Source organism: Klebsiella sp. HMSC09D12 (genome assembly GCF_001808475.1).
GTDB classification, from domain to species: Bacteria; Pseudomonadota; Gammaproteobacteria; order Enterobacterales; family Enterobacteriaceae; genus Klebsiella; species Klebsiella oxytoca.
Genome location: NZ_KV793483.1, coordinates 159,057 through 171,693 on the forward strand (window position 1 = coordinate 159,057; position 12,637 = coordinate 171,693).

General features: G+C 55.2%; 13 protein-coding genes. 8 read left to right on the forward strand and 5 right to left on the reverse strand.

Annotated elements, in window-relative coordinates:
• Positions 1 to 64 precede the first annotated feature (64 nt).
• Together HMPREF3178_RS15805 and HMPREF3178_RS15810 are read right to left on the reverse strand one after the other, a co-directional pair.
• A complete protein-coding gene (locus HMPREF3178_RS15805) occupies positions 65 to 967 on the reverse strand; it encodes a LysR substrate-binding domain-containing protein (protein WP_004100304.1) in 903 nt (300 codons plus the stop codon).
• Positions 968 to 1,349: 382 nt separating this feature from the next.
• Positions 1,350 to 2,042: a helix-turn-helix transcriptional regulator gene (locus tag HMPREF3178_RS15810; protein WP_029496853.1), complete on the reverse strand. Its 693-nt coding sequence runs from the start codon at positions 2,040 to 2,042 to the stop codon at positions 1,350 to 1,352.
• Positions 2,043 to 2,420: 378 nt separating this feature from the next.
• Between HMPREF3178_RS15810 and otnK the strand changes: the two genes are divergently transcribed.
• Genes otnK through HMPREF3178_RS15850 form a run of 8 tightly spaced genes read left to right on the forward strand, consistent with a single transcriptional unit; the run spans position 2,421 to position 9,172 of the window.
• A complete protein-coding gene (gene otnK / locus HMPREF3178_RS15815; RefSeq protein ID WP_017146327.1) occupies positions 2,421 to 3,677 on the forward strand; it encodes a 3-oxo-tetronate kinase in 1,257 nt (418 codons plus the stop codon).
• Positions 3,674 to 4,318 (forward strand): 3-oxo-tetronate 4-phosphate decarboxylase, encoded by a 645-nt coding sequence (locus HMPREF3178_RS15820; protein ID WP_017146328.1) that lies wholly within the window; start codon positions 3,674 to 3,676, stop codon positions 4,316 to 4,318. Before otnK ends, HMPREF3178_RS15820 begins: the two co-directional genes overlap by 4 nt.
• Positions 4,319 to 4,324: 6 nt before the next feature.
• The gene (locus HMPREF3178_RS15825) at positions 4,325 to 5,134 is read left to right on the forward strand and encodes a DeoR/GlpR family DNA-binding transcription regulator (RefSeq protein ID WP_017146329.1); all 810 of its coding nucleotides are present in this window, start codon (positions 4,325 to 4,327) and stop codon (positions 5,132 to 5,134) included.
• Positions 5,115 to 5,897, forward strand: coding sequence for a hydroxypyruvate isomerase family protein (locus HMPREF3178_RS15830; RefSeq protein WP_017146330.1), 783 nt, complete (start codon positions 5,115 to 5,117; stop codon positions 5,895 to 5,897). Before HMPREF3178_RS15825 ends, HMPREF3178_RS15830 begins: the two co-directional genes overlap by 20 nt.
• A 22-nt stretch (positions 5,898 to 5,919) precedes the next feature.
• A complete protein-coding gene (locus HMPREF3178_RS15835) occupies positions 5,920 to 6,732 on the forward strand; it encodes a beta-keto acid cleavage family enzyme (RefSeq protein ID WP_004100292.1) in 813 nt (270 codons plus the stop codon).
• A gap of 21 nt (positions 6,733 to 6,753) precedes the next feature.
• A complete protein-coding gene (locus tag HMPREF3178_RS15840) occupies positions 6,754 to 8,097 on the forward strand; it encodes a bile acid:sodium symporter family protein (RefSeq protein WP_070585303.1) in 1,344 nt (447 codons plus the stop codon).
• Positions 8,098 to 8,102: 5 nt separating this feature from the next.
• Positions 8,103 to 8,522, forward strand: coding sequence for a GlcG/HbpS family heme-binding protein (locus HMPREF3178_RS15845; protein ID WP_017146331.1), 420 nt, complete (start codon positions 8,103 to 8,105; stop codon positions 8,520 to 8,522).
• Positions 8,519 to 9,172 (forward strand): aspartate/glutamate racemase family protein, encoded by a 654-nt coding sequence (locus tag HMPREF3178_RS15850; protein WP_017146332.1) that lies wholly within the window; start codon positions 8,519 to 8,521, stop codon positions 9,170 to 9,172. Before HMPREF3178_RS15845 ends, HMPREF3178_RS15850 begins: the two co-directional genes overlap by 4 nt.
• 97 nt (positions 9,173 to 9,269) lie before the next feature.
• Here the strand turns inward: HMPREF3178_RS15850 and sucD are convergent, their stop codons facing one another.
• From sucD to odhB, 3 genes are all read right to left on the reverse strand, one after another.
• On the reverse strand, positions 9,270 to 10,139 hold the full coding sequence (gene sucD / locus HMPREF3178_RS15855) for a succinate--CoA ligase subunit alpha (protein ID WP_004100288.1): 870 nt from the start codon (positions 10,137 to 10,139) through the stop codon (positions 9,270 to 9,272).
• Positions 10,139 to 11,305 (reverse strand): ADP-forming succinate--CoA ligase subunit beta, encoded by a 1,167-nt coding sequence (gene sucC, locus HMPREF3178_RS15860; protein ID WP_004100286.1) that lies wholly within the window; start codon positions 11,303 to 11,305, stop codon positions 10,139 to 10,141. The genes sucD and sucC overlap by 1 nt, the downstream gene beginning before the upstream one ends.
• Positions 11,306 to 11,408: 103 nt before the next feature.
• Positions 11,409 to 12,629 (reverse strand): 2-oxoglutarate dehydrogenase complex dihydrolipoyllysine-residue succinyltransferase, encoded by a 1,221-nt coding sequence (gene odhB, locus HMPREF3178_RS15865; protein WP_004100284.1) that lies wholly within the window; start codon positions 12,627 to 12,629, stop codon positions 11,409 to 11,411.
• Positions 12,630 to 12,637 lie beyond the last annotated feature (8 nt).

Genomic DNA, 12,637 nt, shown 5'->3' on the forward strand with positions numbered 1-12,637 from the left:
ACGCGCCTTGCCCGGGCTACGGGTTCACCGCCGTTTGCGGGCCAGAAGCCCGGGTAAAGCGCCGTCAGGCAGCCGACACCACCGATTTTTGCAGCAGCCAGTCGCGAAATACCTGCAAATGACGGGATTCCGTTTTATCCTCCTGCCACGTCATAATAAACCGGTTACCGGTACGAATCGGCACATCGCAGGGGATCACCATCTCACCGCTATCCAGGTCATGCTGAATGGCAAAACGCGGCAGTAGCGCGACTCCCAGATTTGAACGCACTGCCGCAATCAGCATCGAGAGCAGATCGAAACGTGGACCGATGTTGATCTGCGGGCTGGTGATATTCGACAGCGCAAACCACTCCTGCCAGCCGTGAATCCGCGTGCTTTGATGCAGCAGCGGAAATTCGCCCAGCAGCTCCTCCACCGCCAGCTTTTGCCCGGGTTCCGACAGCAGTCCGCAGCCGCACACCGGCAAAATTTCCTCTTCAAACAGATACTCCACTTCAGACCACGGCGAGCAAAAATCCTCGCGCATAATGGCGGCATCGTACTCGCGGCTCAGAAAATCACTCATGCTGGCCAGCGAATGAATATTAACGATGATGTCAGGATTTAATTTATTAAACTCGCGCAGGTTGGGGATCAGCCAGTGGGTGCTAAAGGTGGGATTAACGGCCAGTTCAAGAACCTGCACCGTCGGTTGCCAGGTCATAATCGAATTGGTATCACGCTCCAGTTTGTTCAACGTTTCTTTAACGATAGACAAATAATGCTTGCCGGCCTCATTTAAAAAAATCCTTTTTTTAGCATGATTAAATAATGACGTATGGAGGAAATCCTCCAGCGCCGTGACCTGTCGGAACACGGCGCTTTGTGTTAAAGCCAACTCTTCCGCTGCCCGGGTATAACTTTCATGGCGAGCCACAACCTCAAAAGTCACCAGTAATTCAGTTTTCGGTATTTTTCCTCTCATAACGTCTTCCATTTACGGCGTGCAAAAATTGTTTAATAGATAAAAAAAGCGCGCAAGGACATCAGGTTAGCCCCCGGTGTTATATTTTATTTTACCGTCAGGTGTCATTGATCTATTCCATGATTAATGCATACTATCACTGATCAAATAATAACCAATGATACCCAGGCGCTACAATAAAGACAATTTAAACAACGTGATTGCTGCACAATTAAAAGCATTAAGTTGTCAATATTTTTTCACGTTAACTTGTTTATTAGCGAAGACATGAAGAGAGCCAATGGGAATTAATTACCTGGCCATGGGCATAATTGAAAAATTCCGCGATCGGGCACACATTATGAATGCTCCAGGAAAAATCTGTATTAGCCTGAATTCGAGGCTAACCGATGCGAGGTGAAGATCTCCAGAGGTTCCGTTCGCGGAACGACTGGGGGGTCGTGCGGTGAGCAGCGCGGAACACCCGGCAAAAGTAGCTGGTTTGCGCAAACTGAAGCTTACGCGCCACGCTGTCTATGGAATTAGCCGGGTCCCCGAGCAGCTCTCCGGCACGCTGCATTTTCTTCTGATTGACCCACACCTTAAAATTTACGCCCTGACGCTTTTTAAAAAAACGGCTGAAGTAGTTAGCGCTGAGACAAACATGGGCGGCAACAGATTCCAGAGACAGCTCATCATATAAATGTTCATCAATATAGCGCAGCGCAGCCGCCAGTTTTATTTCATGCGGCGATTTTTGCGCATAATAAAAAGTGCTCTTTTGTCGCGCCTGTCTCGCACCTTCCTCCTCTGCTTCTTCCATCGCTGAGTAATGACTAACGATGAAATGCAGTAGCCTTATCGCCGCCGAGCGATGATTATTATCGGTTGCTGCTCGATGGTCAAAAATAATATACCCGCATATTTCATTGCTCTGAACCAGCGGTAGGGAAAAGAACTCTGCCCCTGCATAGCAATCGGGCAAGCGACCGTCGGTTACCTTAATAACTGTCGCCGTCAGCCCCGTTGCCCGCGAAAAAACATCTGTTAACGAACTAAAAAAAACGATGCCATTATCCCTTTTATTTTCCGCCATCTTATTCTCCGTAAGCTTTTGCAAGCGGTTAATATGCAAAATATTATGGATAAAAAGGATGATGACTGACGCAAAAAATAATCTCATTTAAACAGATGAATATGATCAAAATGCACAACCGTTACGCCGGTTCAGGAGGACGATGCCTGAGAGCTGCCCGCGCTCAGGCGGCCAGCGTTCTCAAACTTTAACGAATCTTCACAGAAAACTGTGAGCACAAATTTCTGACCGACAAATGATTAATTATTATATTTCATACAGTTATAAAAATACCATGCGTTTTCGTGATGTTGTTGTTTGTGAGAATCATCATGTGAATGTGAAATGCCCTCCTGAATAATAGGTTCAATGTGAAAACAACTTGAACGGAGTGGATCCATGGCCGTCACTACAGGCGTTATCGCCGACGATTTTACCGGCGCAACGGATATAGCAAGCTTTATGGCTGAACAGGGCTGGCGAGTCGCGCTGCTGCCCGGCATGCCCGATATCACTCAGTGCTGGAACGAAGAGGTTGACGCTATCGTCATCTCGTTGAAGAGCCGCGCTTTACCGGCAGAACAGGCCGTCGCCCAGTCCCTGGCCTGCGCCCGCTGGCTAAGACAAAACGCCGGCGTCCGCCAGCTCTATTTCAAGTATTGCTCAACCTTTGATTCCACGCCGGCGGGCAACATCGGCCCGGTAAGCGATGCGCTGATGAACGACATTCAGGCCCCACTAATCGTTCACTGCCCCGCTCTGCCGCAAAACGGGCGCACGGTGGTCCACGGCCATCTGTTTGTGAACGGGGTGCTGCTTAACGAATCCGGTATGGAAAAACATCCGCTAAATCCGATGACCGATGCCAGCGTACCGCGCCTGCTGGCCGCGCAGACGGCCAGCCCGGTTGGGCACATTGCTCTCAATACGATTCGCAGCGGTGTGGAAGCGGTCACTTACGCCTTAGAACGCTATCAGATTGAAGGAACGCGCCATGTGATTGTCGATACGCTGGACGACACCGATCTCCATACCCTGGCTCAGGCGCTGCAGGAGTATCCGCTGCTGGCCGGAGGTTCCGGTCTCGGCGGCGCGCTGGCCGCTAACGCTGGTGGTCATCCTGTTGCGTCGCCGCACCGCTTTCCCTCTCCCGCCAGAGCAGTCGTGTTCTCCGGCAGCTGTTCGACGATGAGCAACCGCCAGGTCAACCGCTATAAAGCCCAGGCGGCATCCTGTTTGCTTGACGTTGCCCGCTGCCTGTCGGATACCGAAAGCTACAGCGACGAGCTGTCTACCTGGGCGATGGCGCATATCAACGACCCGCTCGCGCCGCTACTTTATGCCACCCAGCCGCCAGAGGCGCTACAGCGCATTCAGCAGGAATACGGCGAACAGGCCGCCAGTCGGGCAATCGAACGCACTTTCGCCCGGCTGAGCGCCAAACTTCTGGCCGCAGGCGTCAACACCTTTATTGTCGCTGGCGGAGAAACCTCCGGCACCGTCGTGGAAGCGCTACAGGTGAAGCGCCTGGCCGTCGGCAGAGCGATCGCGCCGGGCGTACCTTGGGTCTTCTCCTCCGGCCTGGCGCTGGCCCTGAAGTCAGGCAACTTTGGCGACGAAGATTTCTTTTTTACGACCCAGGAGTATCCATCATGAATCCGGTGAGTGAACACCAACTCCGCGAACAGCTGGTCCACTATGGGCGCTCGCTGTTTATGCGCGGCTACAGCAGCGGCGGTTCCGGCAATCTCAGCGTGAAGCTGCCGGACGGCGGCTATCTGGTGACCCCAACCAATTCCTGTCTGGGTGAACTGCAGGCCGCCACCCTGAGTCGACTGGATGCCGATGGCGTGCATCTCAGCGGCGATAAGCCGTCAAAAGAGGTCCCTATGCATCTGGCGTGGTACCGCCACCGGCCTTCCTGCGGGGCCGTAGTACATCTGCACTCTCCGTGGCTGACCGCGCTCTCCTGTCTACCGTGCGCCACGCCGGAAAACTGCCTGCCGCCGCTAACGCCGTACTACGTGATGCGCGTCGGACGGCTGCCGCTGCTGCCCTATTTCAAACCCGGACACGAGGGCATTGCCAGCGCGCTCAGTGACATCGCCGCAGACCATACGGCGGCGCTACTGGCCAACCACGGGCCGGTAGTGAGCGGTCGCTCGCTGCGCGAGGCGGTGTTTAACGCCGAAGAACTGGAAGACAGCGCCCGTATCTGGCTGACCTTAAAACCGCTCGGCTATGTCCCGCTCTCAGAAGCAGCGGTGGCCGAACTCGAACAATCCCGACCGGCCTGAGGTGCGATGATGATCCCGGAACAACGGCGCGACTTTATTTACCGCTACGTGCATGAAAAAAACGCCGCCTCCTTCAATGAACTGGCGGAGCTGATGAGCGTGTCGCATATGACGGTACGCCGCGACATTCAGTTGCTGGAAGAAGAAGGCAAGGTTATCGCCATTAACGGCGGCGTAAAGCTCAATAACCTGCTTAAATCCGAGCTGCCGTGGCGAGAGAAAGCGGAGTTGCATCATGAAGTAAAACGCAAAATGGGCCAGCTGGCGGCGATGCTCATCGAGCCGGGTCAAACGCTCTACCTCGATGCCGGCACCTCGTTGTTTGAAGTGGCGAAAGCGGTGGCCGCCAGCCGCTGTTTTAACCTGACGGTCGTCACCAACGACTTTTCCATCAGCCACTACCTGATGGATATGCCGCATATCACGCTCTATCACACCGGCGGCCTGGTGGACCAGCGCAACCGCTCAAGCATTGGTAAAAGCGCCGCCAGCTTTCTTCGCACCATTAATATTGACGTGGCGTTTCTGAGCTCCTCTTCGTGGGATACCGAACGCGGGATGTCAACGCCGAGCGAAGGGAAAGCCTCGGTCAAGGAGGCGGTGCTCACCGTTTCCCGGCGTCGGGTACTGGTCTGCGATAGCAGTAAATTTGGCAAATACGGCATGTTCCATATCTGCGGGCTGGAGCAATTGACCGATATTGTTTCTGATAACCGGCTACCGGAGGATGCGCAACACACTATTGCCAGCCAGGGGGTGAAACTGCATCTGGTAGATAGCCGGGAGGGAGCGCATCATGCTGAAGCTCGCGGCTAACCTCGACTGGCTATTTACCGATTTACCGATAGCGGCCCGTTTCCAGGCGGCAAAAGCGGCCGGTTTTCACGGTATTGAAGGGCTATTTCTCTGGCAACACCCGCTGGAACAGCTGCAGGCGGCACAGCGGCAAACGTCTCTACCGCTGGTGCTGATGAACGCTCCGGCAGGCAACTGGTCTCAGGGTGAACGCGGGCTGGCAGCGCTACCCGGGCGCGAAGAGGAGTTTCACCGCAGTCTGGAGCGGGCTCGTCATTATGCCACGGCGTTGGGCTGCCGCCGGGTTCACGTTATGGCGGGCTTGCGCTGCGACGCTCTGACGCATCAGGCCCAGCTTGAGCTCTTGCGCAACAGGCTGCGTATCGCCTGCGATGTGCTGGCTGTTGCGGGAATAGACGTGCTGATTGAACCATTAAACTCGCAGGATATGCCCGGCTATTTTATTGATAGCTTTCCGCTGGCCGCAGCAATCATTGACCAGGTCGCCAGGAACAATATCGGTTTACAGTTTGATATTTATCATTGCCAGAAAATTCACGGCAACGTCGCCAAAAATATTGAACGCTACTTTACGCTTATCAAACATATTCAAATTGCTTCCGTTCCTTATCGCCATGAACCTGGGACCGGCGAATTAAATGAAGCATGGTTATTCGATTTTATTAAAAAAATGAACTACAGGGGCTGGATTGGTTGTGAATATCAACCCTCAACATCAGGCCCCGAATCATTACGCTGGATAACGCCTTACCTGGAATTTTAATCTCTCTGTACCGGAGGAAAATATGTCGGATACCGTTATTATCTCGCTGGCACCCGTTGCCGCGGATTGCCCTCGAGTCATACCCGAAGAACTGGCGCAGGAAATACTCGCCAGCGTAGAATATGGCGCGGCGATTGTTCATCTGCACGTCCGTGATAAGCAGGGGCGTCTGACGCCGGACACCGTCGATTTTCAGGCCACAATCGACCCTGTGATGCGCCACTCAAACCTGATAATTCAGGCCTCTACCGGCGGCGTCTCTTCGCTGTCCATCGCCGAACGCTGCGCGCCCCTGGCCTGCTCAGGAGTGGAGATGGCGTCGCTTAACGTCGGCTCCGTTAACCTTGGCGATGCCGTTTACTTTAATCCCGGCCCGGACGTCGAATATTGTGCAAGACAAATCATCGCGCATAACATAATTCCCGAGTTTGAAGTTTTCGAAATTGGCATGATTAATAATATCCTTGCTCTGCAGGAAAATATAAAATTCAAAACCCCGATGCTGTTTAATATTGTACTGGGGCATCGCGGCACTACCCCCGCCACGATTGATACATTAATTGCCATGCGCAGCATGCTCCCCCGCGAGGCCTTATGGGGAATAACGCATTTTGGCAGAAAGAATTTCGACATTATCGCTGCCGCAGTCGCCATGGGCGCCAGCGAGGTTCGAATTGGCTTTGAGGATAGCTATTATTTAAGCGCGGAAGAAAAAGCCCAGAATAACCATCAGCAGGTCGCCAAACTCGCCACCCTGATTCGCAGCATGGATAAGAAAGTCGCCACGCCCGACATTGCGCGGCAAATGTTATCTATTCCCCCCCGGCAGCAATAACAACAGAAAGGACATTTCGCTATGACTATGACCACTGTTATTCACAAAACCGGTCTCGGCGTCAGCATCGCCGGTGCCGCCCTGGTGGCGGTTGGCGCGCTGATGCATTCACCCGCGCTCTGGCAGCCTGGGCTGGTGATGTTCACCGCCGGTTTTGCGGCGGGAGCAGGATACTGGCCGGGGTTACGCAGCTATCAGTTTACCTTGTGGATCATCGCCGGTTTCGTTGCCGCGATGACCTGGTCTACGGATCTGATCGTCTGGGGCGGCTTTAACATCACCCATAAATGGATCGTTTTCCTGGTCATCCAGGCCACTATGTTCAGCATGGGCACCAAGCTGACGATCCAGGATTTTATCGATGTCGCCAAAATGCCATGGGCGGTGTTTATCGGTACCTTCTGCCATTTTGTCATTATGCCCCTGCTCGGCCTGACCATTACCCTGGTCTTCAACTTTCCGCCGGAAGTCGCGGTGGGCATCCTGCTGATTGGCGCGTGTCCCAGCGGCCTCTCTTCGACGGTGATGGTTTACATCGCCAACGCTAACCTGGCGCTGGCGGTATCGATAGCGGAAGTATCAACCCTGGCGGCCACGGTGATGACGCCGCTGTGGGTTAACCTGCTGGCGGGCTCGATGATCGATATTCAGCTGACCGCAATGGTGATGGACGTGGTGAAAATCGTGCTCATCCCGATCGGCGCGGCGATCTTACACGACTACCTGAAAACCTACGCCAGTATACGCGGCCGCCGTATTGTGCAGGGACTGGCCGGGCTCGGCGCCCTGTGGCTGCTGTATATGAGCGCCGGAGGCTGGAACACGCTGTTCGCCAGCGCCGGCGCCGAAGCGCAAATGTACGCCGTGGTTGTCAACTTCGTGGCTGGCGGTCTCGTCTGGGCGCTGTTTTACAACTGGCTGTATGGTCGCGTTGAAGGTATTAAGAAAATCATGCCGACTATCTCGATGATAGGGATTATTTTCTTCACGACCACCGCCGCCGCTGCGGGACGCGACAACCTGGTGCAGGTCGGCTTCCTGCTCTGTTTCGCCATGCTGATGCATAACCTCGGCGGTTTCCTGATTGGCTATCTGATGAGTCGCTGGATCTTTCGCATGGACGTACAGTCCGCCCGTACCGTGGCCTTTGAAGTCGGACTGCAAAACGGCGGAATGGCGTCGGGGCTTGCCGCCGCGATGGGCAAGCTGGCAACAGTGGGCCTTGCTTCCGCGGTGATGACTCCGCTTGGCAACGTCAGCGGCTCGCTGCTGGCGAACTACTGGCGCAAAAAGGACGCCCGACAGGCGCAGGCCGCCGCGAACAACCCCGCTCAAACCGTTTCTGAACATCTTTCAAAAGGATAATCACCATGACGACTATCACTCTGGAACAGGCTTTACGCGCCGTAGCGTTCGCGCTTGACCTCGCTGACTCCTGCTATGCAAAGCGCCCGCTAAGCGTAGCGGTGTGCGACGCCAGCGGGGAGCTGCTCAGCTTCGCGCGGATGGACAATGCCAAATTGTTAACCATTGAACTTACCCAGCGCAAGGCGCATACCAGCAGTCGCCTCGGCTGTACCACGCAGGCATTTTTACAGCGCCTGCAAAAAGAGCAGCTGGACATCAGTTACTTTGCCGATCCGCATTTTACCGCCCTGCCCGGCGGGGTCCCGCTTCTGTACGACGGTAAATGTCTCGGCGCCGTCGCGGTAGGCGGGCTATCGGCACAGGAAGATCACGACGCGGCGCTGGCCGTCGCAGAAAATTTGCTTAAGGAGATAGCCCAATGAAAAAGATCGCTATGCTGCACACCAGTTCAGCGACGCTCGCGATGATGCAGCAGCTGATTGCCGATATCATGCCGGAAGTGGAAGTCATGCATCTGGTGGAAGAATCCATGATCAAGCAGGTAATGAAGGCCGGAGGGGTAACGCCGAATATTGCCGCCCGCATCGCCGACTACGTGCATATTGCCGAAAAAGCGGACTGCGATATTTTCATTACCGCCTGCTCTTCTATTGGCACGGCGGTGGAACAGTGCCAGTTTCTGACGCCGCTTCAGCTCGCCCGTATTGACAACGCGATGGTCGAAGAAGCGATTGAAAAAGGCGAGCGTATCGCCGTGCTGGCAACCGTAGCGACCACGCTAAAGCCGACGCTGGATTACGTCCAGCGCAAAGTACAGGAGAGCGGTAAGCCGCGCGCCATTACCCCCATATTAATGGAAGAGGCATTCCACGCGCTGCTGGCAGGCGATATGGATACCCATGACCGAATCGTCAGTGAAGGGCTACAAAGCGCGTTTAGCCAGGCGGATGTAGTGATGCTGGCGCAAGCCTCAATGGCCCGGGTATTGCAGCAGCTCCCTGCCCCGCCGGTACCGGTCATGACCTCACCAGAAAGCGGGATTCGCTGGCTGAAAGCGCTGGCGGAGAGCTGAGTTACGGGCAAAAAAAAGGCCATCATCAGATGGCCAACCATGTCGAAACTGGACCAGCCCTTGACCATGCAGAAAGTCAGGGCTGTTTTTTTACTTATTACTTAATGACGGTTTTCAGCGCTTCGCCGATATCGGCCAGGCTGCGAACGGTTTTCACGCCAGCGGCTTCCAGAGCGGCGAATTTTTCATCCGCCGTCCCTTTACCACCCGCAATGATGGCACCCGCGTGCCCCATACGTTTGCCTTTCGGCGCGGTCACGCCGGCGATGTAGCCGACAACCGGTTTGGTCACGTGATCTTTGATGTAAGCGGCCGCTTCTTCTTCCGCGCTACCGCCGATCTCACCGATCATCACAATCGCTTCGGTCTGCGGATCTTCCTGGAACAGTTTCAGGATATCGATGAAGTTGGATCCCGGAATCGGGTCGCCGCCGATGCCCACGCAGGTGGACTGACCAAAGCCGTAGTCGGTGGTCTGCTTAACCGCTTCATAGGTCAGGGTACCGGAACGGGAAACGATGCCCACTTTACCCGGCTGGTGAATGTGGCCCGGCATGATGCCGATTTTGCATTCGCCCGGAGTGATCACGCCCGGGCAGTTCGGCCCGATCATGCGCACGCCCGCTTCGTCGAGCTTCACTTTCACGGTCAGCATATCCAGCGTCGGGATACCTTCGGTGATGGTGATAATCAGCTTAATGCCAGCATCGATAGCTTCCAGAATAGAATCTTTGCAGAACGGCGCCGGAACGTAGATGACGGATGCGGTTGCGCCGGTGGCTTCGACCGCTTCGCGAACGGTATTGAATACCGGCAGGCCCAGATGCGTGGTGCCGCCTTTGCCCGGGGTGACGCCGCCGACCATTTGCGTACCGTAAGCGATGGCTTGTTCAGAGTGGAATGTGCCCTGGCTACCGGTGAAACCCTGGCAGATAACCTTGGTGTCTTTATTAATTAAAACGGACATTATTTCCCCTCCACTGCGGCAACAACCTGCTGAGCTGCATCCGTCAGACTTTTCGCTGCAATAATATTCAGGCCGCTGTCAGCCAGTTTCTTCGCGCCCAGTTCGGCGTTGTTACCTTCCAGACGTACGACTACCGGTACGTTAACGCCCACTTCGGCAACCGCGCCGATGATGCCGTCGGCAATCAGGTCGCAGCGTACAATACCGCCGAAGATGTTAACCAGAACCGCTTTTACGTTGTCATCAGAGAGGATGATTTTGAACGCTTCAGTAACGCGCTCTTTGGTTGCGCCGCCGCCAACGTCAAGGAAGTTAGCCGGTTCGCCGCCGTGCAGCTTAACGATGTCCATGGTACCCATCGCCAGGCCCGCGCCGTTAACCATGCAACCAATGTTGCCGTCCAGCGCGACGTAGTTCAGCTCCCACTGCGCAGCCTGCGCTTCGCGCGGATCTTCCTGCGACTGGTCGCGCATTTCGCGCAGATCCGGCTGGCGGAACAGCGCGTTGCCGTCAGCGCCCAGCTTGCCGTCGAGGCAGATCAGATCGCCCTGTTTGGTGATAACCAGCGGGTTGATCTCGATCAGCGCCAGGTCACGCTCAAGGAAAATGGTCGCCAGGCCCATGAAAATTTTAGTGAACTGCTGAACCTGTTTACCTTCCAGACCCAGTTTAAACGCCAGTTCACGACCCTGGTAAGGCATCGGGCCCGCCAGCGGATCGAGGGCGATCTTATGGATCAGATGCGGAGTCTCTTCCGCCACTTTTTCGATTTCCACGCCGCCTTCGGTGGAGGCCATGAAGACCACGCGACGGGAGCTGCGGTCAACTACCGCGCCCAGGTATAGCTCTTTATCGATATCGGTCGCGGCTTCAACCAGAATCTGGTTAACCGGCTGGCCGTTCGCATCTGTTTGATAGGTGACGAGGCGTTTGCCCAGCCAGTGCTCAGCAAATGCGCGAATGTCTTCTTTGCTTTTTACTACCTTCACACCGCCCGCTTTACCGCGGCCACCAGCGTGAACCTGACATTTCACTACCCACGGACCCGCGCCGATTTTAGAAGCGGCTTCTTCTGCTTCACGCGGAGTAGTACAGGCATAACCCACCGGCGCCGGTAAGCCATAGCGGGCAAAAAGTTGTTTTGCCTGATATTCATGTAAGTTCATGTGTTCAGTCCATCCTTCAGGGAATAATTATCTTTAAACCTGTAGGCCTGATAACGGCGCCAGGGCGCGTTATCCGGCCTACGGTAGGTAATACTCTTGCTGACTACACGTCCAGCAGCAGACGAGTCGGGTCTTCCAGCAGCTCTTTAATCGCTACCAGGTAGCCTACCGATTCACGTCCGTCGATCAGACGGTGGTCGTAGGAGAGCGCCAGGTACATCATCGGCAGAATTTCTACCTTACCATTCACCGCCATCGGGCGATCTTTAATGGCATGCATACCCAGAATCGCGCTCTGCGGCGGGTTGATGATCGGCGTGGACATCAGTGAACCGAATACGCCGCCGTTGGTAATGGTGAAGTTACCGCCGGTCAGATCGTCTACGGTCAGCTTGCCGTCGCGGCCTTTTACTGCCAGCTCTTTAATTTTCTTCTCGATATCCGCCATGCCCAGCAGGTCGACATCGCGCAGAACCGGCGTTACCAGGCCGCGCGGCGTAGAGACCGCCATGCTGACGTCGAAGTAGTTGTGGTACACCACGTCATCGCCATCGATAGAGGCGTTCACTTCCGGGTAGCGCTTCAGCGCTTCCACTACCGCCTTCACGTAGAAGGACATAAAGCCCAGACGGATACCGTGACGTTTTTCAAACGCTTCGCCGTACTGCTTACGCAGATCCATAATCGGCTTCATGTTGACTTCGTTGAAAGTCGTCAGCATGGCGGTAGAATTTTTCGCTTCCAGCAGACGCTCGGCAACGCGCTTGCGCAGACGGGTCATCGGCACGCGTTTTTCAGAGCGATTGCCCAGCTGTGGAGCCGGAGCAGCGGCTGGCGCTGCGGCCGGGGCCTCCGCCTTCGCTGGCGCTTTCGCCAGGTGTTTCTCAACGTCTTCGCGGGTCAGACGGCCGCCAACGCCGGTGCCTTTAATGGCTGCCGCGTCGAGACTGTGTTCCGCCAGCAGACGGCGGATTGCCGGGCTCAGCGCATCGTTATTTTGCTCTTCCAGAGAAGCCTGCTGACGCTGGGCCGGAGTCGACTCTTTAGCATCAGCTTTCGCACCGGACTCTTTGCCCGCGCTGTTACCTTCGCGCAGGCGGCCGAGGATCTGACGGGAAAGCACGGTGGCGCCTTCGTCTTCAATCACCGCGTCCAGAATGCCATCCGCTGAAGCCGGTACTTCCAGTACCACTTTGTCAGTTTCGATTTCTACCAGCACTTCGTCACGAACAACCGCATCGCCCGGTTTTTTATGCCAGGTGGCAACCGTTGCGTCAGCTACGGACTCAGGCAGGTCGGGAACCAGAATATCTACGCTACTCATTATGTATC